This is a genomic window from Pedobacter sp. R-06, from assembly GCF_049913135.1.
Lineage (GTDB): Bacteria > Bacteroidota > Bacteroidia > Sphingobacteriales > Sphingobacteriaceae > Pedobacter.
This window is the reverse complement of sequence record NZ_CP183977.1, coordinates 1,059,554-1,082,062: the sequence shown is the minus strand read 5'-3', so window position 1 is coordinate 1,082,062 and position 22,509 is coordinate 1,059,554. Positions and strand designations below refer to the sequence as shown.

The following is a 22,509-nucleotide window of genomic DNA, read 5'->3' as shown; positions in this document are numbered from 1 at the left end:
CCAACTGAAAAATGCCAATTGGTTATTCGTATTTAAGTGCATCAATAGGATTTGCCTTTGCCACTTTAACGGATTGGGCACTAACCGTAAGTATGGCAATGAGTACCGATAAAACAATAGCCACTATAAACGGCAATGCAGATATAGAGGTGCGATACTCGAAAGTTGAAAGCCATTTATTTACAATGATATATGCTAATGGAAACGCTATAAGATTAGCAATGGCCACTAATTTTATAAAATCTTTATTCAACAACACGAGGATATTGCCAGTGCTGGCACCTAAAACCTTACGGATGCTAATTTCCTTTTTGCGTTGCTCTGCCATAAAAAGCGCCAGGCCTAATAATCCTAAACAGGAAATGAAAATGGCGAAACCACCAAACCAGTTTGAAAGTGACCCTAAAAGTTTTTCATTTTTAAATTTCACTTCAAAAGATTCGTTCACAAATTTGCGGTTAACAGGATAATTGGGTTCCATTTGCTTTACTATATCATCAATTTTTGCCAGTGATGAACTGATGTTTTGATTTGGATTTAACCGCGCAATGATAACCCTCGCATCGTCCCTCTGATTTACCCTAAAAATCATTGGGGCCACTCTTTGATAGGCACTTTCTACTACAAAATCTTTTACTATCCCAACTGTAGTTAGTTTTTTATCCCAGAAAGTAATAATTTTACCGATCGGATTCTTTAATCCCATCATTTTCACAGCCGCTTCATTTAACAATACACTACTTGTATCATTAGGAAATTTCGCAGAAAACTCCCTACCACTAACCATCTTAGTTCCAATAGTTTCAACAAAATCATATCCTATTGTTCTATGGTTAAAAGAAATAGCCTCATTGGGGTTTTTACCTTCCCAATTTACACCCGTAGTATTATCTCCGCCTTCGGTAAAATCTGTACTAAAAAAAGTAACATTGCTTGCAGCGCCTGATTCTATTAGTTGCGTTTTAAGCAATTCTAATTTAACAGCATCATTCATTTTACCGGCTACCGCTATCTGAATTAAATTGGATTGATCGTAACCAATAGGCTTATTTTTAACATAATTAAGTTGTTGGTAAATTACTGCTGTACAAATAATTAAACTTGCTGCAAAAACGAATTGGCCAACCACTAATACTTTCCTCACCGAAGCGGATGAATCTGCTTTAAGCGTGAAACCTTTTAAAACTTTGATAGGCTCAAAAGAAGATAAATACAGCGCTGGATAACTACCCGCAATAAATCCGGTTAAAATCATTAAACCAAATAATGCTAACCAAAATGAGCCATTATAGTAATCGATTGTTAATTTAATGTCTAACAAACTATTAAAATATGGCAAGCTAATCTCAATTAAGATAAAAGCTAAAACTGTGGCAATAAATGTGAGTAGCAGGGATTCTAAAAAAAACTGACTAATTAACGATTTACGTGTTGATCCAATTGCTTTACGAACGCCAACTTCTTTTGCTCTACGTTCTGAACGTGCTGTAGATAAATTCATAAAATTTACACAGGCAATTAGCAATATGCAAAAGGCCAGCAATAAAAATATTTTAAGTTGGTCTATTTTACCTCCTACCGATTTACCGTTGACAAATTCATCATATAAATGCCATTTGGTTAAAGGATGTAATAAAGCCACTGACAAATTATCTTTTTGATTCCGCTTGTAGATGCCATGCATTAAACCATTTGCCGCAGAGAAAAAGTTATTATCCTGTAATTGAACAAGCGTTAAGCACATATTATTCCCCCAATTGCCTTCCTTCACCCAGGCTTCCCGTTTTTCGAACAATGCCCAGGGCATTATGCACTCAAAAGTTAAACTACTATTTGCAGGTGTATCTTCTATTACGGCTTCCACTTTTAATACTTCCTGATTTTCCAGCTTTACCATTTTATTAATAGGATCTTCATTTCCAAATAATTTTGTTGCAAAAGATTTGGTAAGGATGATGGTATTTACATCTTTTAAAACTTTTGCTGAATTACCTTCAAGAAATTTATAATCCAATATTTTAATAAAATTCTGGTCGGCAAATATTGCACTGCTATTTATTTTATTATCACCAACGGTAATTAATTGTTTCCTCGGATAAGTAGTGTGAGAAGCATATTTAACCCCAGGGATTTTTTCTTGCACTTCTTTAGCCATAACATTAGGTGTCCATGCCCAACTAAAAGTTTTGCCGTTTGCCTCCATATTTTGGTAAACTACATAAGTTTTATTGCTGTTGCTAAATTGCTTATCGTAACTCCATTCATAAGCAACATAGAGCAACAGCACCATACAACTGGCCAAACCAATGGCTAAGCCCCCAATGTTGATCAAAGAGAATCCCTTGTTTTTCCAGAGGTTTCGCAAAGCGATTTTTAAGTTTAATTTGAACATTTTTTATGAGGTTGAGGGTTTGAGGTGTAAGGCTTAAGGTCAGGGCGCATAAACCATGCGCTTTACCGCTTACCTTTCTTGTGCCAATCCCAAATCTCCCTATCCAGGAAGATTATTGGGCGGCTATTATTAACTAAACTAAAATCTTTTTTGAGGTTGAAGGTGGGAAGGTGGAGGGTTAAAGGTTGATATAACTCAACCTTCTACCTTAAAGCCTTCAGCCTTCTCTCCTTATATCAGCTCTTCGTTTCTGCTTTTATTGATCTTTTCAGAAATCACATGACCATCTTTCAGGTTGATGATTCTGTTCGAAAAACTGGCATCATGACTAGAGTGTGTTACCATTACGATGGTAGTACCGGTTTCATTCAGTTCGCAAAGCAGCTCCATTACTTCGTTACCATGGGAACTATCTAAATTTCCGGTAGGCTCATCGGCCAAAACCAACTTCGGTTTGGTAACCAAAGCCCTTGCTACGGCCACACGCTGCTGCTGTCCGCCTGATAACTGTTGCGGAAAGTGACCACTTCGGTTTACAATATTCATTCTTTCGATAATTTCGTTTACCAGTTTCTTGCGTTCTCCAGCAGGAATTTTGTTATAAATCAGTGGCAGTTCGATGTTTTCGAAAACAGTTAATTCATCAATCAAATTGAAATTCTGGAAAACGAATCCCATATTTCTTTTACGGAAATTAGAACGTTCTCTATCGTTAAGTGTTAAAAGTTCAGTATCGATAAACTTATAACTGCCACTTTCGGGCTTATCCAATAAACCCATTACATTTAATAGGGTAGATTTCCCACAGCCCGAAGGCCCCATGATGGAAACAAATTCTCCTGCTGCAACATGGAGATTAATACCATTAAGTGCAGTGGTTTCTACCTCTTCAGTTTTGTAAACTTTTTCCAGATTTTCAATTTTAATCATCGTATCAAGTATTATTCTAGTATCAAGTATTTAGTATCAGGTATCCAAGACCTGGTTATATTATTTTTGGTTCATTTGTTCATTAGCCATTGGTTCATTGGTGATGCATAGTTCCAAATTCCAAGATTCAAATTCTCAAAGCTTATTAGTTGATTTTAGTTTATTGATCATTGATTTTTGGTTATTGGTTATTTAATGCGTACCGCCAAACGCCATCCGCTTTACTTATTTATCACCACCTGATCGTACTGGTTAAACTGATCGTAAGATGAAGTAATTACTTCGTCTCCCTTCTGCAAACCCTCCAATATTTCATAGTACAGATAATTTTTTCGCCCGATTTTAACATTTTTCTTGGTTGCTTTTCCATTGTTTACCACAAATACCCAAGAGCCACCTGTACTCTGGAAAAACTGTCCCTGGGCAAGAAGCAGCGATTTACTATTATCAGAGAGGGTTAATTTTGTTTGTAACGATAATCCGCGACGTAAACCTTCAGGTGCTGCTCCCTTAAAAACCATTTCTACCTGAAACTGACCTGCTGTAACCTCAGGGATTACTTTACTCACGGTTAAGTTATAAGTTTTACCATTAAACTCACAGTTAGCGGTTTGTCCTTCTTTTACCCGATTGATATAATATTCATCAACTCCTGCCTGAAGTTTATAACCCTGCAGCACGTCAATCTTTCCAATCATTTCATTAGAGTTATACGATTTTCCGATAACCGGATCATAAGAAGATAATTTACCAGATACAGGTGCTTTAATGGTCATATTTTCGATGTTTTTGCGGATCATTTCCAAACTTTCGTTCATTTGCCCCATCGATTGATCAATTTGCGAAAGCTGCATCTTTCTACTCTGGTTTTCCTGGGCAATAGCCTGCCTTACGATTTTGCGTTTACCTTGATAATATTCGTAATCCTGACTTGATTTATTAAACTCCTGTAAGGTAATTACCTTTTTACTAAACAATGCGCTATCCAAACGATATTGCCTTGCCGCTGTTCGCAAATTATTTTCAACATCCAATAGATCCTGATTTAAAACCCTTTGATTTTGCTCCAAATCCAACCGCGATTTCCGCAACTGGTTGATCTGCTCAGTTGCTGCTGTTTGGCTTGAGGTATAACTCAACATGGCATTTGAGTTGGAGATTCTTAATAGTGGGGTTCCTTTAACTACCGAAGCACCATTTTCAGTAAAAATTTCGGCAACTGTTCCACCTTCTGATGAACTTACAATTACCGAAGTTAACGGAACTACACTGGCATTTAATAACACTACGTCTTCAAAATCACCATATTCTACTTTACTGATGGTTAATTTATCGGCATCTGCACTGTAAACTTTTTTGAGGGATAAAGTATAGCCATAAATTACAACTGCAACAAAAGCAATTGCTCCACCTATAATCAACAGGGTTTTAGTGCTAAATCTTTTTTTCTCTATTTTCTTATCCATGTGTTCGGTTGTACTGTTTGGATTCACTAATAACCAAGCTTGTGCCAAAAGCATAAAATACAATTAAAACACTGATAACCAGTAAATTAACAGCTATCTTATTTTTTACATGTTCATTATCGGACAGTTGATGTGCGGGAGCGGACAGTTTTATTACTTTAGCACATTAAAATTTCAAAATTATGCTTGACGCCACAGTTTTAATTATAGATGATGACGACGATATCCTGCTTAGTGCCCGTTTGTTTTTAAAGCAGCAGGTAAAGCAGGTAATTACATGTAAATCGCCTAAAGAGATCAATGTTTTATTGAGCAAAAATGAAATTGATATCATCTTACTGGATATGAACTACCAAAAAGGCGCCAGTGATGGCCGCGAAGGTCTTTATTGGCTAGAACATATTTTATCGATTGATAAAGATTATGTAGTAATATTAATGACTGCTTTTGGCAATGTTGAACTGGCAGTAAAGGCGATTAAAAAAGGAGCTACCGATTTTATTCTGAAACCCTGGGAAAATGAGAAGTTGTTTGCCACCATTTCTTCGGCATCTAAACTCCGCGAATCGACCAAAAAGGTAAAGAAATTAGAAAAAATACATTCATCGCTCCAAAAAGACCTTACCCGAGGTTTCGAGAATATTGTTGGCCAGGCAGACGAAATAAAGCAATTACAGAATACGCTCTTAAAAGTAGCACCTACTGATGCCAATGTGCTTATTCTGGGCGAAAACGGAACGGGAAAACAGGTTTTTGCTTATGAAATCCATGGTAATTCGCAAAGGAAAAACCAGGTGTTTATGCATGTTGATTTAGGCTCGTTAAACGAAAATTTATTTGAAAGCGAATTATTCGGTTATGCTAAAGGTGCTTTTACCGATGCCAAAGAAGATAAACCCGGCCGCTTTGAACTGGCCGATGGGGGAACAATCTTTTTAGACGAGATTGGAAATTTAACATTACCGCTTCAGGCTAAACTTTTAAGCGTTTTGCAAAACCGTACAGTTACCCGTTTAGGTGAAAGCAAAGAACGCAAGGTGAATGTCCGTTTAATAACGGCCACCAATATGCCCTTGAATGAAATGGTATCTAAAAATACATTTAGGCAAGATTTACTGTTCCGAATTAATACTGTTGAGCTTTTATTACCAGCCTTACGTAAACGTGGAACAGATATTCTACTTTTGGCCAATCATTTTATGCAGGTTTTTAGCTCGAAATATCATAAAGACATACGAAAACTGAGTAATAAGGCCCAAGAAGCACTTTTACAGTATAAATGGCCAGGAAATGTGCGCGAGTTACAGCACGTTTTAGAAAGAGCCGTTATTATGAGCGATGGGACTGATATTGCAGAAGAAGATTTGCAGTTAAGTCCGCAACGCTACGCACAGAACAACGCCATACCAGATGAAATGGCTCTTGAGGATATGGAAAAAATGATGGTGCAGAAGGCAATTGATAAGCACAAAGGAAATATATCAAAAGCCGCAGCCGAACTCGGTTTAACCCGAGCTGCACTGTATAGAAGAATTGAGAAATTCGGGATTTGAGGCTTAAGGTATAGGGTTTAAGGCATAACGTCAAAGGACCTAAAAACTAATAGATTTGAAGTTTAACTTCGTATGTTCATGCGCTTAAGCCCTTACACCCTAAACCTTCCTCCTTATACCTTTAAAAATATGTTTTACCAACGTTTTACTTTCCGTTTAATATTTCGCCTGCTGATTATCAATCTGCTGGGCTATCTCCTATTTTACCTGATTAAAAATACCCAGCTCTGGTTTACCATCATTGGTGTAACTTTAATTTTATTGGGTACGATTATTTCCCTTTATTACTATATCAACCAGATCCGATCAGATATCAACCGTTTCATTTTAGCTGTTAAAACGAGAGATCATACCCTGAATTTTAAAAACAAAGTAACTAAAGGCAGTTTCCCTGAGTTATACGAATCCTTTAACGATATTTTACAAGTCCATAAAGAGATCAGATTGGAACAAGAAGCCATGTTTCAGCTGATTAAAACCATTTTGGAGCAGGTTCCCGTTGGTGTAATCGTGGTAAACAACACCAATCAGGAAGAGCATGAAGAAGTTGCATTTTTTAATCAGGCCGCATCAAATCTTTTAGGTGTTCCGGCGTATAAATATTGGCACAGGTTAAAGCAACACCTCCCTACCTTTGCAACAGAAATAGAGCAGATTTTAGCCGGGGGGAAAAGGTTTCTGGAATTGAAGATCCAGGATAAACTGATTCAATTATCTACCGAAGTTATTCCATTAAATCTTTATGGAAACAATTATACTATTATCAGCTTCCAAAACATCAAAGATGAGATTGAGCAAAAAGAAACAGAAGCATGGAATAGATTAATTGGTGTAATTTCACACGAGATATTAAACTCGATTACCCCCATAAGCTCATTATCGGATACGATCAACCGGATGGTAACCGATAAAAAGAACCTCACAGAAGATGAAATGGACGATCTGAAAACGGCACTCCAAACCATACAGAGAAGATCTTCGGGTCTATTAGATTTTGTAAAGGATTATCGCCTAATTGCCGAGCTGCCTACGCCAAACCTCGAATCGCATACCATTGGTGAAATACTGAAACACATTAAGGTATTGATGCAGCCATTTGCCAAGGTAAAAAACGTGGTGTTGGATGTAGAACAAACTTCCTCAAAAATCACCATTCAGCTCGACCTAAAGTTAGTTGAACAAGTGCTGATCAACCTCATTACCAATAGTATTTACGCTGTAGAGAACAGAGAACACCCACACATCAATGTAAATTACCGGTTAGAAAACACCAAACTATATATTGATGTTACCGATAACGGAAAAGGCATAGATGCCAATGATCTGGAGAAGATTTTTGTTCCATTTTACACCACCAGGAAAAATGGATCAGGAATAGGATTAACCATTAGCCGCAATATTATGAAAATGCATAGAGGCAGTATAGAAGTTGTTTCAATGCCTGATAATGGCACTACTTTTTCTCTGGTATTTAATTACGTTTAATCATTTGAATGTTTTTTTGACCTAAAAAATCAAACAAAACCCGTTTAATATGCTTTTAATGATGTGGATACATCAAATACAAGCATGAAGACAGTTATAATATCGAACAGACTACCCGTTAAAATAATCGAAGAAAACAATGAATATACCCTTATTCCCAGTGAGGGCGGCCTTGCCACAGGATTAGGAGACGTTTATAAATCAGGCAATTCCATTTGGATCGGCTGGCCCGGCATAGAAGTACCGGAAGAGCGTCAGGAAGAAGTTACTCAAAAACTTGCCGCACTAAATCTTTACCCGGTTTACCTTACGCAAAACGAAATCAATTTATACTACGAAGGCTTTTCAAACGAAGTATTATGGCCAGTATTTCATTACCTTGTTACTTATGCACATTACGAACAAAGTTATTGGGACTGCTACCAATCGGTTAATGAGAAATTTGCAAAAAGTGCCATGCAGGTACTTAACAGAAGAGATAAAATCTGGATTCAAGATTACCAATTACTACTTCTTCCGGGCATTTTAAGGGAAAAACTCCCAAATGCTACGATCGGGTTTTTCCAACATATTCCTTTTCCATCATACGAAATATTCCGTTTAATCCCTTGGCGTGAAGAACTATTGAACGGCTTAATTGGTGCCGATTTAATCGGTTTTCATACCTATGACGATGTTCGCCATTTTATTAGTACCGCAACACGTTTGCTCCCTGTAAACTCATCATCAAATATACTTAGCAGCAACGAAAGGCAAATTGTTGTAGAAGCTTTTCCAATGGGGATTGATTTCGATAAATTTTCAGGTTTACCGGCAACTGAGCAAGTGCAGCAAGAGATCGACTATTTCAGGACAGGCAAAGAAAATATGAAAGTAATCCTTTCTATCGATAGGTTAGATTATAGTAAAGGCATTTTAGAACGGTTAAAGGCTTTAGAACTATTGCTTCAGCTCCACCCAGAATACATTGGCAAAATAGAGCTTTTTATGATCGTAGTTCCCTCCCGCGATACGGTACCGCAATACAGTGATTTAAGAGACCAGATTGATCAGTTTGTCGGTAATTTGAATGCAAGGTACCGCTCCGTAAACTGGATTCCGGTAAATTATTTTTACCGTTCCTTCCCTATTGAAGTGCTATCGGCCCTTTACTCCACAGCAGATATCTGCTTGGTTACGCCTATGCGCGATGGAATGAATTTGGTAAGTAAAGAATATGTGGCCAGCAGGAATAATAATGATGGTGTATTGATTTTAAGCGAAATGGCTGGCGCATCTAAAGAATTGACAGACGCAGTAATCGTAAATCCTAATAACATTGGTGATATTATGGAAGCTATTGTAACAGCGCTTAAAATGTCGCCGTCAGAACAACAAATGCGTATGAAAGCCATGCGTGCAATTGTAGAAAAATTCAATGTTAAACATTGGGTTAACAATTTTATTTTAAGATTAAACGAAGTGAAAGATTCTCAAAAATCGTTATTAACAAAACATGCAGTAAATGCTATTAACGAAGTAATAGTAACCAAATATGCGCAAACGCAAGATCGTGTCCTATTTTTAGATTATGATGGTACCCTTGTAGATTTTACCGGAAATATCGACGATGCTTCACCAGATGCCGAATTATATGATTTAATTGAGAACCTAACACTTGATAAAGCAAATAAAGTGGTAATTATTAGTGGCAGACGGAATGAAACCCTCGAAAAGTGGTTCGGACACCTAAAGGTAGATCTGATTGCAGAACATGGCGCCTGGCAAAAATCGTACGGAGATAAATGGAACAGCCTGCCACTTTTAACCGACCAGTGGAAACAAGAAATAAAAACGTTATTGGAAACTTATACAGACCGTACCCCGGGATCGTTTATTGAAGAAAAAAGTTACTCATTGGTTTGGCACTATCGGAAAGCAGAAGAAGGACTTGGCGATTTAAGGGCCAATGAAATTATCAGCCACATGAAAATTTTAGCAGCAGATAAAGGCCTGCAACTCATGCCAGGCAATAAGGTAATTGAGTTTAAAAATATGGAGGTTAACAAAGGCAAGGCTGCCTTAAACTGGTTGTACGATAAAAAACCCGATTTTATTTTGGCCCTTGGCGATGACCATACTGATGAAGATATTTTCAGGGCATTACCAGATGATGCTTTTACGATTAAAGTTGGCAACAACATTTCGGAAGCAAAGTATTACCTAAATGATTTTAAAGAAGTGCGAAAACTGCTTTGGAGCTTAGTAAAAGAGGAATTTGTAGGGCGGAGTTAATACCCTTAGCGTCATTTATACATAGATCGTCATTTCGAGCGGAGTGCAGTGTAGTCGAGCACCACGAAGTGCTCAGCGAAGCTAAATCTAACTATATAGATCTCTTCGTTTCACTGTGTTCCAGTCGAGATGACGATTTTCCATTAATACTAAGATCTGTGTCCTCACAGACCTTTTTTACGTTTAGTTAGTCGGGATCTGCAATCCCGACTCTTGAATTATGGATTTGTAATCCACCCTATCCTTACAAAAATATCGGCCTATCCAGTTTAATTGCAATGCGATAAGCCGCATTCATTAAACCCACGTGACTATACGCCTGAGGGAAATTGCCCCATTGGCTACCCGTTTTAGCATCAACATCCTCACTGAACAAAAGAAGATGATTACAATATTTAATAATATTTTCGAATTCTTTAATTGCTTCATCGGTCCGGCCAACACAGGCCAAAGCTTCCACATACCAAAAGGCACAGATTAAAAATGTTGTTTTTGGTTTACCGAAATCATCAGCATGTAAGTAACGGTAAAATAGTCCATCTTCCGTTTTCAACTCCTTTTCTAAAGCGATTAAATGATCTTTCGCCCGATCAGAAGCCGGATCCAAATAATTCATCATGATCAACTGTAAAGTGCTGGCATCTAAATGCGAACTTCCAACAGCGTTGGTATACACTTTTCTTTCCGGATCGTAGCAGGCTTCTATGTGTGCTGCAGCCTTATCAATTAAAATTTGCGCACGCTTCTCGAAATCCTCGTTACCTATAGTTTTAGCCATTTTTAAAGCAGCCTGTGCTCCTGCCCATTGAAACAGGTTACTATAACAATGTACATTGGCGATATTCCTGAATTCCCAAATTCCAGCATCCTTTTCATCAATTGTCCGTTCAATTTTAGAAAGCACACTTTCAATCCACCTTACCGAATCGCTACGTTCGGAAAAAACAAAACGGTGGTCCGTATAAAGTGGTAACATTGAAATTAAAACCTGACCATAAATATCATTCTGAATATGTTCGTAGGCCTGGTTTCCAATCCTAATGGGTTGCTCTCCTTTATAGCCTTCCAAATGACTTAACGTACGCTCAGTAATTTCCCTTTCTCCTGCAATACCATACAAAGGTTGGTAACGTGTATCTTCAGCATGCGAAATATCAGAGAGGTAATTAAAATACTTCTCCATTTCTTCAAAATGGCCGATATGGTTAAGTGAGGTTAATACATAGTGCGAATCTCTTAACCAACAATACCTATAATCCCAGTTTCGGGTACTGCCGGGCGATTCCGGTAAACTAGTAGTGCTGGCTGCAATTATTGCACCCGTATCTTCATATTGATGGATTTTCAGCACCAAGGCAGATCGGATTACAAAAGGCTGGTAAAAACCAGCAATAGATGAATGTTTGATCCATAATCGCCAGTAGGCAATCGTTTCCCTTAAAAAATTTTCAGCTGTACTTACTACCGGAGCCTCAAGATTTTGACCATAAGTCATGACCAGATATTTAGCCTCATTTAGTACAAATGCTTTCTCGTCAAAAATATAGGTAAGCGATACATTGGTACTTAAGCGGATATTTTCATCGCAGCCCAGGTAATCAATGTGATTACTACCCCTGCTTGATTTCATTTTACCCTTCCCATAATCGCAAACCGGCTCGCATTTGATGGTAATACGTGGGTTCCCTTCCAAAGGTTCGATCTTTCTGATGAACATTAGCGGTTTAAAATAGCGATCGTACAAATGGAAACGTGGAGCAAAATCCGTAATCCGGTATTTCCCGTCTTCTGCAGTGATCTCTGTTCTTAAAACATTGGTATTTTCAATATAATATTGATTGGAGGTGAATTCACCTTTTGGTAAAATCGAAAACTCTCCTCCTTTCTTCTCGTCCAATAAACTCCCAAATACAAAAGGGCTATCGAAACGTGGCCAGCAGAGCCATGATATATCAGTATTTTTATTTACGTGTGCAATGAAAGCGCAATTTCCTATAATTCCTGTTTGATAAAGGTGCTGTTCGGCCATAGACTATAATTTTGTTTATTTACTAACAAGCCGATCGGAAAAATGTTAGGGAGAAATGTCAAAAAGACCATATTGGACTTAAGACCTTATAGGTTTTAAAAACCTATAAGGTCTGTTTGTAAATAAAAAAGCCAGCCCCGAAAAATCGCGACTGGTCTAGTTAATGAATAATAATTATCTTAAATGACTGTTCCACTAGGTACAACAGCCCCTTTTTTAATTACCACGATACCATCTTTAACGGCATAAAGTTCAAAGTCTCCATCTTCCAAATGATCGCCGCCATTAATTTTCACATCATTGCCAATGCGACAGTTTTTATCTATGATGGCATTATTAATAAAACAACGGTCGCCAATACCTATTAACGAATTTCCTTTACCCGTTTCCTCCTGTATCTCTTCCAATGTTTGGTACCTATCGCTTCCCATAATGTAAGCATTGGTAATAACCGTATCTTTTCCAATCCTTGATCTGATCCCTAAAACAGCATGCTCTACTTTGCTCGCTTGAATAATACAGCCTTCAGCAATAATCGTTTTATCTAAAGTGGTACCCGAAATTTTTGAAGGAGGCAACATCCGCGCCCTAGTGAAAATGGCATGGTTGCTATCGAACATATTAAATTTAGGAATTTCATCCGTTAAGCCCAGATTAGCTTCAAAAAAAGATGAAATATTTCCAATATCAGTCCAATAGCCCTCGTACTGAAAGCTTAAAACCCTGCTCTGAGAAATTGCTCTAGGCAAAATCTCTTTGCCAAAATCCTTTTCTTCCTCGTTCTCATTTAAGATATTGATCAGGTACTCGCGATTGAAAACGTAAATACCCATCGAAGCTAAGAAATTACGCCCTTCGCTCTGCATTTCTGCACCAGTATCCGAAACCCATTCTTCTAAACCCGTTTTAGGCTTTTCGATAAAAGAAGTGATCATGTTTTCCTCATCGGCCTTTAAAATACCAAAATCTGTAGCATCTTTTGCCGTTACCGGAATAGTAGCAATGGTAATTTCTGCATTGGCTTCGATATGTTTTTCGATCATATCTTTAAAGTCCATCTGGTACAATTGATCTCCAGATAAGATTAAAATATAATCGAACTCGTGCGAAACAATGTGATGCATACACTGACGAACGGCATCTGCCGTACCTTGAAACCAACCTGAGTTTTGTACAGTTTGTTCAGCCGCCAAAATATCAACAAAGGCCGTGCTAAAGTGGCTAAAGTGATACGTGTTTTTAATGTGTTTGTTTAGGGATGCTGAATTAAACTGGGTTAACACAAACATTCGATGTATACCAGAATTTAAGCAATTCGAAATCGGAATATCTACCAATCGGTATTTACCAGCAATTGGAACTGCCGGTTTAGAACGTGTTTGTGTTAGTGGCGATAATCTAGAGCCCTGGCCACCGCCAAGGATAACGCCTAAAACTTTGTCAGTCATGTTTAAGCTTATTTTAATATTTGGTATAATTCTATATAATTTAATGCTGCGTTATCCCACGAATGGTCTATCTTCATCATTGTTTTTCTCACTGCCTTAAAAGCCTTCTTGTCGTTATATAGCTCAACAGCACGGTTAATGGCATGAGTAACATCCCAGATACTCGTTTGATCATGGCAAATGCCAAAACCTCCGTCGCCTATATCTATTACAGTATCCTTCAATCCACCAATCCGGCGTACAATGGGAACAGTTCCATACCTTAACGCATAAAGCTGATTTAAACCACAGGGCTCCACTCTCGATGGCATGATCAGAAAATCTGCACCAGCATACATTTCGTGCGAAACCTGCTCATTATAACCAATATAGGCATTGTATTTACCGGTAAAAATGTCTTTCAGTTGATTTAACCGGCCTTCCACCCAGTTATCGCCTGATCCTAAAACGAGGATATTGATATTATCGCCATGCTGTTGTAAAGCCGTGTAAAAAATATCGGGCAATAAATCGGCACCTTTTTCATCAACCAATCTACCGATAAAAGTAAACAGGGGTTTAGATGGATCTAATTGAAAAACATCACAAAGTGCTGTTTTGTTTGCCAGTTTACCTGCTTCAACTGTTTTTAAATTGTAACCTTTGCTCAGCATTGGGTCCGTTTCAGGATTCCAAACCTCGCTATCGATTCCATTTAATATCCCTATTGATTTCCAGCGCTCTTGTCTTAACAAACTCTCTAATCCTCGCGCATTGTTCATCATCTCGTCCAGGTAACTTGGCGAAACCGTAGTTACTTTCCAGGCACATTTAATGGCCGATGCTAAAGGGTTAATGGCATCTTCCCAGCCTAGTAAACCACCTTTCCACAAATCGAACGCTGGTATATAGTATAATTTATCCCACCCAAACTGACCTTGGTATTGCGCATTATGAATGGTTAAAACAGTCGGGACACCGCTAATTGGTTTATATTTTATGCAATTTGAAACCATAAACGGAATTAAACCCGTATGGTGATCGTGGCAATGAAGTACATCCGGACGATGCTCCCATTGTACAATCCAATCAAGTGTAGCAATCTGGAAAGCCACAAATCTTTCTGTATCATCGCTATAACCATATACATTTGGACGATCGGTTAAGCCCTGAATATGGATCACATATAAATCAAAGCCTAATTTATTGGTTTTTTCTTTTAAAATGCGATACTGAAAGTGGTGATTACCATAGTTTGCCCATGCATCGTAAGTTACTTCAAATTCGCTTTCGCGGATAAACTTAGTATCGTACGCAGGAACAACCACCTTGGCAATGTGGCCTAATTTATTTTGATATTTTGGTAAGGCCCCTACTACATCGGCTAAACCACCAACCTTTGCAACTGGGTAACACTCGGCGCTTATATGTATAATTTCCATCAAATATTTGGTGTAGATAACCTAAGTAAGTTACTAATTGTTTTGAGTTTTGCAAATAATGAAAATTATATTTTTAGTTAATTGTTTAGCCCCTTAAATCACATTGGTTTAATTTTTATCAGCGATGATCAGCTTAAATCTGCGGGAGAATACTGCCAATGGTTTCCCGCTGATTCATAGATACACGCAGAAATTTTTATGAGAAAGTGAATGTTCAGTTCTTTGTGGCGAGCTACAGTCCTGCTTTCCGCTATAAGTCCTCACTGCGCTCCGGGCTTACCGCTGCATCCGATAGCTATCGGATCAGGCTTAAAAACAAAGTTGGTTCAAATCCATCAGCGGTAATCATCTTAATCTGCGGGAGCATGCTGCCTATGGTTCCCCGCTGATTTCGCAGATATGAGTAGCGTTTTTATGAGAAAGTGAATATCAGTGTTTTGTGGCGGGCGACTGTCCTTCTTTCCGCTATAAGTCCTCACTTCGTTCCGGGCTTACCGCTGCATCCGATAGCTATCGGATCAGGCTTAAAAACAAAGTTGGTTCAAATCCATCAGCGGTAATCATCTTAAATCTGCGGGAGCATGCCGCCTATGGTTCCCCGCTGATTTCGCAGATATGAGTAGCGTTTTTATGAGAAAGTGAATATTCAGTGTTTTGTGGCGGGCGACAGTCCTTCTTTCCGCTATAAGTCCTCACTTCGTTCCGGGCTTACCGCTGCATCCGATAGCTATCGGATCAGGCTTAAAAACAAAGTTGGTTCAAATCCATCAGCGGTAATCATCTTAAATCTGCGGGAGCATGCCGCCTATGGTTCCCCGCTGATTTCGCAGATATGAGCAGCGTTTTTATGAGAAAGTGAATATTCAGTGCTTTGTGGCAGGCTGCAGACCTGCTTTCCGCTAAGTCCTCACTACGCTCCGGGCTTACCACTGCAATCAGGTTTAAAAACAAGGGACTGCTTCTACCAAACGCAAAAAACCGCTTAAATCCATAAGCGGTTTTTAACAACAAAACAAATATATTTTTGGTTTAAAAATATCTTAGTACTCTTCAGCGATAATTTCGTAAAAATCGCGGATTGGCTGAAACTGTGGGTGTAATGATACCACATCTCCAAAAACCAATAGAGCCGGGGCAGTTATTCTTTTATCTTTAACAATTTCAGCAATGGTATCAACAATACCCACTGCAATTTTTTCTTCTGGTGTAGAACCATTTTGAATTACAGCTACTGGCAAAAGGTTTTTATTTTCCCCCTGAAATATGGCAGCAATTTCTTTTACTTTTTCAATTCCGTTTAATACAACTATAGTTGCTTTGGTTTTTGCTGCGATATATAAATCTTCAGAAATTTCGCCCTTTGAGTTTGTCCCGGTTACTGCCCAAAAACTTTCACTCAAATCTTTATAAATCATCGGGATCTTTTGTAAACTTGGCGCGCCCGTTGCACTAGATATACCTGGGATAATCTCGGTAGGAATACTGTACGATTCTGCAGCATCTATTTCTTCGTATCCTTTTGCAAAGAAAAACGGATCGCCACTTTTTAAACGTACCACGTGACCGTAGTTTAAAGCATAATCAACAATCAATTTGTTTACCGCATTCTGAGAAAACGATTCATCATCTGAACGTTTACCCACGTAAACTTTCGGAATACCATCTGGTGCATGACATAATAAAGCTTCGTTCACATTTGCATCATATAAAACAACATCAGCTGTTTTTAATGCTTTAACACCTTTTAAACTAAATAAATCCGGATCGCCAGGACCTGCACCTATTAAAGTAATTCTTGGTTCAATGTTTGCTTTTTCTACTTTATTCAAAATCATAACAGATAATTTAAGCTCGTTATACGTTTGTTAATAATACAAATATATAAAGTCTATGGGAATTGTAGTAATTTATTTTAAAATAATTTTACTTAGCTTTTTAGTGGGTGTTGATTTAGGGAATTTTGGGTGTTAATGAAAGACTTATCCTATAGGGAATGTACGCGTTTTTGAATCACCAACATGGAATCGATTGTCATTCTGAACGCAGTGAAGAATCTTTACGGTGAAAAGAGACCTATAAAAGATCCTTCGACTCCGCTCTCCACAGGAGTCCTTTGAACAGGATGACCAACTGATTGGGAATTCTGTACTTTCTATGCCTCCACTGCAAAAGCGAACATGGTCTTAGCTAGACGCTAAGACCAGTAATGGGGGTGCAAATAATTCTTACTTTTTAAACCATTTAAACAAGGCTATAAAAACCAATATGGCCAAAATCGTTATTATAATATTTCCTATAGTATGGTCAAAGTGTAGTCCCCGTTTATAATCAATATTGAAGGAATAGATTATTTTAATGAAAATCAAAATAACCACTATGCTGACGAAAATTTTTAAGCTTAAAGATTTCATTTTATCTCAAAATCAAGTTTTACTTACAATCCACCCCTTGAAAAACAAACTTCCCAGCCTCGAAATTAATAGGTTTACCTTTAACAAAATAAGATCTACCAAGTGTGGTTTCTATTTGTCCTACTCCCATAATCAGTTTTCCATCTTTCTTTAAAAATGCCAATGGGTTGGTATAAACTTTTACGGTGTCCTCGCCAGTTTTAAAGCGGTAATCTACCAATAAGGTATCGCCGTTAAATTTTCCGTTTATGGTACCATTATTATGGGGTTTCTCGGCATAAGTAACCAATAATGAACCCGTAACTTTACCCGAGGCCAATATTTTCACATTCATGGCTGCACTGTCTTTTTCAAAACCTGCTGCATAACAGTTCTCACTAACCAAAGAATCGGTTTTAGTTTTAGCGCCAGTAGTTGTTTTATTATTTTGGGTACAGGCATAAGCAAATAGGATTGCAGCCAAGGCAAGGTAAAGGATATTTCTTTTCATGGTAACTGTGATTTATTGTCTTCTAATCAATATACAAATACGATGACTATTTTCCATCATTTCCATAAGGGAAATTTACATCAGTATACTATTTTCTGGTGTTAGTACAGGAGGCAGATCAGTTTCATCAAGCATATCCCTCATGTCGATTTCTATTGTCCGCGAGATATTGGTAATTGGTACATCATTGGCACTTCCCTCAAAAGGATTTGTAGAACTCTCGCCAACAATATCCAAAGAGTTAAAAACCCAGGTGAGTAAAATTGCAAATGGAACATTTAACCAAATGGAATAACCCTCAATCAAAGTACCATTGCCTAATTTGTTAAATTCGTTTAATAAGCCATAGGGCACCAAAAACACAAACAGGTTTAACATAATAGTGGCTATTGATGAAAAATGACGTGGATATGGAAAGTTTTTAATTCTTTCGGCTTTACCCTGATTATCGTAAAAACTGGTAATAGAATTTTGCAACGATTGTAATTGTAAATCGGATAAGTTTCCGGCGGTTGCTAATTTATTAATGTGGCTCGATTGCAAAGCCATTAATTGGGTGGCCTTATTCTTTTTGCTTAAAATATATTTCAATTCATCTGCTGAGAGATATTTCGATAAGGTATCTTCTAACTTATCAGTTTTTTCGGAAACATGGTACAGCCTGGCGTATTCAATATTACGAGGGTCGTTCGCGTTTTCCCATGCCCTTGGCTCTCTTAACTGAAACCGAAGGGCGGTTAACCAGGCAAAATGGCGGTAAAAAATGATTTGAACATCTGCTTTTTTATCTTCTGATGCTAAGTGATCGCGTACCATCACACCGAAAGCACGGCTTGCATTTATAATTCCGCCGTAAATCTGTCTGGCTTCCCAAAGACGCGAATAACTGGCATTGTTTTTAAAACTAATAATAAAGGAAACAGCGGTACCTAAAAGTGCTACCGGAACCCAGGAAATGGAGAGAAAGGTGAACTTACAAAAATGATAAAGTACAGTAGGGATAATGGCGAGAATGGTTAAACGGTAAATATCCCGTCGGGTCCATACAATAAATTCGAAAAATGTATATTTCTTTCCAGCGTGCATAGTTTTTGGTTTATTCGGAAAATTATCTGAGGGATTTAAACTAAGATATAAAAAATTTAAAGCGCCTAACTTTAAAATGTTTAAAAAAATAGTCAAACGAAAAACGGGGCTCTCCTATCTGGCGCCCCGCTGAAATTGCTTTCACTTTAGATTAAAAACCTAAAGTCTTCATTATTATATTTGGTTGTGGTTCTCTACTGTAAGATTTTCAGGATTGTATGATTTCCGAATCAATAAGCTGAAATAAAGATCTCATCGTTTCACAATTTCATCATCCATTTTTCCACCATTAAGGAATTAAGAAGATTAAGATTTTATCTATATTCCTTGAAGCTTTCGCTATTGGTCATTGATCAATTCCATCCTCCATTATCCATTTTACATTTTATTCTACTGCTGCCCTGAACATTAAGGCGCCAACGGTTAAATTTGTACGTGTATCGACCAAAATTGCTGAACCGTTTGCCCGGTTATCATCATATAAATCGAATGCCAAAGCATCCGCGGTTTTAATAATCACACGACCGATATCGTTCAATTTAAATTCCTCAGCAGCATGTTTTTCAAGTGTATTAATATCAACTTTATGCAAAATCTCACTGATTTTACAACGGGTGATTTTACTGTTGTGCTGAATATTGTACATGATAGAAGTATCTAATGCACGGCCATCCATCCAGCAAAGGTCTGCTTCGATCAGCTTCGATTCTTGCGGTAATGCCGAAGCATTTACAATGGTATCGCCACGGCTAATATCTACATCATCTTTTAAGTGAATAATAACGGACTGGCCAGCGTGTGCTGCATCTGGTGTCTGATCAAAAAATTCAATCTTCTCCACTGTAGAACTCGCACCACTAGGCAATATGGTAACTTTATCATTTAAATTAAAGGTGCCGCTTAGTACCCTACCAGCATAACCGCGATAGTCGTGCAATTCTTCTGTTTGTGGACGTATCACCCACTGCACAGGCATACGGGCCAATTGCGATTTATCTAAATTGTCGGTATCAACCTTCTCTAAGAAATGTAACAAACTCTCTCCTTCGTACCAATCCATGTTACCTGAATTTTGCACAATGTTATCGCCCTTTAAGGCACTAACCGGAATATAGGTTACATCGGCAAGCTTTAATTGCTGAGCCAAAACTTTATATTTTTCTATAATTGCGCTATAAACGGTTTCGCTATAGTCAACCATATCCATTTTGTTGATACAAACCACTACATGTTTTATGCCCAATAAGGAAACGATATAAGAGTGGCGGATGGTCTGTTCTACCACGCCATTACGGGCATCGATCAAAATAATAGCCAGGTTAGCAGTAGAGGCACCTGTAACCATATTCCTTGTATATTGAATGTGGCCAGGTGTATCGGCAATAATAAATTTACGTTTTTCGGTTTGAAAGTATTTGTAAGCTACATCAATGGTAATGCCTTGCTCGCGCTCTGCCCTTAAACCATCGGTTAAAATGGCTAAATCTATTGTTCCGTCATCATTTTTGCGGTTAGAGCTTTGCAAAGCTTCTAATTGATCAGCTAAAATAGAATCTGTATCGTATAACAAACGGCCGATTAAGGTACTTTTACCATCATCTACACTGCCTGCTGTGAAAAATTTTAATATGTTCATTTTATTGTAGTATTAAGACATTAGTATTAAGTAATTGGTATCAAGTATCAAGACGGTTATTAATCTTGCTACTCGATACTTTTAATCTTGATACTCCTTTAAAAATATCCTCCTTTTTTTCTGTCTTCCATTGCGGCTTCAGAAACTTTATCATCCATACGGGCACCACGCTCTGAAATTTTAGAAGCGCTGATTTCAGCAATAATATCATCAATCAAAGTGGCATCCGATTCTACCGCAGCAGTACAGGACATATCGCCCACTGTACGGAAACGAACCTGTTTGCGTTCTACAATATCCTCACTATCCATGTTTAAAAATGGGGAAGCTGCCATTAGCTGTCCATTTCTGGTAATACAATCGCGTTCGTGCGAGAAATAAATACTTGGAAGATCTATTTTCTCTCTGCGGATATAATTCCAAACATCTAATTCTGTCCAGTTACTGATCGGGAATACGCGGATATTTTCTCCTTTATGGATTTTACCGTTGTAAATATTCCAAAGTTCAGGACGTTGGCGTTTTGGATCCCATTGGCCAAATTCATCACGAACAGAAAAAATACGTTCTTTTGCCCTTGCTTTTTCTTCATCCCTACGTGCACCACCGATGCAGGCATCGAACTGGTATTTTGCAATGGTATCGAGTAAGGTTACGGTTTGCAAAGCATTTCTACTGGCATTTTTACCGGTTTGCTCTACAACTTTACCCTGATCTATTGATTCTTGCACAGATCCAATGATTAATTTCTCGCCAATCCGCTCTACCATCTGGTCGCGGTAAGTGATGGTTTCCTCAAAATTATGGCCTGTATCAATATGTACTAAAGGAAAAGGAAATTTCCCCGGACGGAAAGCTTTTTCTGCCAAACGAACTAAAGTAATTGAATCTTTTCCACCCGAAAATAATAAGGCTGGTTTTTCAAACTGACCTGCTACTTCACGTAAAATGTGAATGGCCTCGGCCTCCAGTTCATCTAAATAATCAAAGTTATATGTACTCATTTCAATTGTTGGAATGTTTAAATGCTGAATGATTGAATGTTAAATCGCTCAATTATTCAACTTGTTATATTTGTTGTTGTGTTGTTGTTTGTCAAAAATGTTGGAAGGTTTGAACATTGAGATATTCCAACGTTTCGTCGAGTAAGGATATAAACCTTCCACCTTTAAGCCCTCCGCCTTATACCTTAAGTAGCGTGCAAACCACATTCCTTTTTACTCTGGTCTTCCCACCACCACCTACCGGCCCTAAAATCTTCACCTGGTTGTACTGCCCTGGTACACGGGGCGCATCCTATGCTCGGGAAACCTTTATCATGCAAAGTATTGTAAACGATGTTGTTTTCTTTAATGTAGGTTTTCACATCCGCTAAAGTCCAATCGAATATGGGATGGAATTTAACCAATTGGTTACCTTCGTCCCACTCTAAATCGTGCATATCTTCACGGTTGGCACTTTGATCGGCCCTGATTCCTGTTATCCAGATTTCATTACCTTTTAATGCTCTTTTTAAAGGTTCGATTTTACGGATGTAACAGCACTCTTTCCTATTCTCTACCGATTCGTAAAAGCTGCTCGGGCCTTTTGTATTCACCATATCCTGCAGCAGCTCATTTTGCGGGTAATAGGCATGAATGGGTTTGTTATAAATTTCCAGGGTGCGGTTCCAAACGTAATAGGTTTCGGGGAACAAACGTCCGGTTTCTAAAGTAAAAACCTTGATTGGAATATTATTTGAAAAAATTAAATGCGTAATCGCCTGATCTTCCCAACCAAAACTGGTCGAAAATATAATACGGTCGGCATATTTATCTGCTAAAAATTTCAGTTTATCAATTGTACTTAAACCTGCCAGTGCTACTTTTATCTCCTCTAGGTTCTCCAT

The 22,509-nt window shown here is 38.0% G+C and carries 15 protein-coding genes; 3 read left to right on the top strand and 12 right to left on the bottom strand.

Annotated elements, in window-relative coordinates; genetic code table 11:
* Positions 1 to 22: 22 nt before the first annotated feature.
* The 3 genes from ACN9MR_RS04595 to ACN9MR_RS04585 all read right to left on the bottom strand — a co-directional run bounded on the left by ACN9MR_RS04595 (position 23) and on the right by ACN9MR_RS04585 (position 4,788).
* Positions 23 to 2,392: an ABC transporter permease gene (locus ACN9MR_RS04595; RefSeq protein ID WP_426328447.1), complete on the bottom strand. Its 2,370-nt coding sequence runs from the start codon at positions 2,390 to 2,392 to the stop codon at positions 23 to 25.
* A gap of 231 nt (positions 2,393 to 2,623) precedes the next feature.
* Positions 2,624 to 3,322: an ABC transporter ATP-binding protein gene (locus tag ACN9MR_RS04590; protein ID WP_055903687.1), complete on the bottom strand. Its 699-nt coding sequence runs from the start codon at positions 3,320 to 3,322 to the stop codon at positions 2,624 to 2,626.
* A gap of 221 nt (positions 3,323 to 3,543) precedes the next feature.
* A complete protein-coding gene (locus ACN9MR_RS04585; RefSeq protein ID WP_426328446.1) occupies positions 3,544 to 4,788 on the bottom strand; it encodes an efflux RND transporter periplasmic adaptor subunit in 1,245 nt (414 codons plus the stop codon).
* Positions 4,789 to 4,970: 182 nt separating this feature from the next.
* On the opposite strand from ACN9MR_RS04585, the gene ACN9MR_RS04580 reads away from it, so the two are divergent.
* From ACN9MR_RS04580 to ACN9MR_RS04570, 3 genes are all read left to right on the top strand, one after another.
* Complete coding sequence (locus ACN9MR_RS04580) at positions 4,971 to 6,341, top strand: sigma-54-dependent transcriptional regulator (protein ID WP_426328445.1); 1,371 nt, start codon at positions 4,971 to 4,973, stop codon at positions 6,339 to 6,341.
* 78 nt (positions 6,342 to 6,419) lie between these two features.
* Complete coding sequence (locus tag ACN9MR_RS04575) at positions 6,420 to 7,826, top strand: sensor histidine kinase (protein WP_426328444.1); 1,407 nt, start codon at positions 6,420 to 6,422, stop codon at positions 7,824 to 7,826.
* 84 nt (positions 7,827 to 7,910) lie between these two features.
* Complete coding sequence (locus ACN9MR_RS04570) at positions 7,911 to 10,100, top strand: bifunctional alpha,alpha-trehalose-phosphate synthase (UDP-forming)/trehalose-phosphatase (RefSeq protein ID WP_426328443.1); 2,190 nt, start codon at positions 7,911 to 7,913, stop codon at positions 10,098 to 10,100.
* Positions 10,101 to 10,344: 244 nt separating this feature from the next.
* On the opposite strand, the gene ACN9MR_RS04565 is transcribed toward ACN9MR_RS04570, so the two are convergent.
* From ACN9MR_RS04565 to ACN9MR_RS04525, 9 genes are all read right to left on the bottom strand, one after another.
* Positions 10,345 to 12,129 (bottom strand): glycoside hydrolase family 15 protein, encoded by a 1,785-nt coding sequence (locus tag ACN9MR_RS04565; RefSeq protein WP_426328442.1) that lies wholly within the window; start codon positions 12,127 to 12,129, stop codon positions 10,345 to 10,347.
* 179 nt (positions 12,130 to 12,308) lie between these two features.
* Entirely contained in the window at positions 12,309 to 13,577 is a 1,269-nt protein-coding gene (locus ACN9MR_RS04560) for a glucose-1-phosphate adenylyltransferase (RefSeq protein ID WP_426328441.1), read from the bottom strand.
* 8 nt (positions 13,578 to 13,585) lie between these two features.
* Positions 13,586 to 14,998: a glycogen synthase gene (locus tag ACN9MR_RS04555; RefSeq protein WP_426328440.1), complete on the bottom strand. Its 1,413-nt coding sequence runs from the start codon at positions 14,996 to 14,998 to the stop codon at positions 13,586 to 13,588.
* Between the two features lie 1,040 nt (positions 14,999 to 16,038).
* Positions 16,039 to 16,833, bottom strand: a complete 795-nt coding sequence (gene cobA, locus ACN9MR_RS04550; protein ID WP_426328439.1) for a uroporphyrinogen-III C-methyltransferase — start codon at positions 16,831 to 16,833, stop codon at positions 16,039 to 16,041.
* A 595-nt stretch (positions 16,834 to 17,428) separates the two neighbouring features.
* Positions 17,429 to 17,899 (bottom strand): hypothetical protein, encoded by a 471-nt coding sequence (locus ACN9MR_RS04545; protein WP_426328438.1) that lies wholly within the window; start codon positions 17,897 to 17,899, stop codon positions 17,429 to 17,431.
* Between the two features lie 75 nt (positions 17,900 to 17,974).
* Positions 17,975 to 18,985 carry a bestrophin family protein gene (locus ACN9MR_RS04540; RefSeq protein WP_426328437.1) on the bottom strand — a complete coding sequence of 337 codons (1,011 nt, stop codon included), beginning with the start codon at positions 18,983 to 18,985 and terminating at the stop codon, positions 17,975 to 17,977.
* Between the two features lie 385 nt (positions 18,986 to 19,370).
* Positions 19,371 to 20,621: a sulfate adenylyltransferase subunit 1 gene (locus ACN9MR_RS04535; RefSeq protein ID WP_426328436.1), complete on the bottom strand. Its 1,251-nt coding sequence runs from the start codon at positions 20,619 to 20,621 to the stop codon at positions 19,371 to 19,373.
* A gap of 98 nt (positions 20,622 to 20,719) precedes the next feature.
* Positions 20,720 to 21,625, bottom strand: a complete 906-nt coding sequence (cysD, locus tag ACN9MR_RS04530) for a sulfate adenylyltransferase subunit CysD (RefSeq protein WP_426328435.1) — start codon at positions 21,623 to 21,625, stop codon at positions 20,720 to 20,722.
* Positions 21,626 to 21,810: 185 nt separating this feature from the next.
* Positions 21,811 to 22,509: a phosphoadenylyl-sulfate reductase gene (locus ACN9MR_RS04525; RefSeq protein ID WP_426328434.1), complete on the bottom strand. Its 699-nt coding sequence runs from the start codon at positions 22,507 to 22,509 to the stop codon at positions 21,811 to 21,813.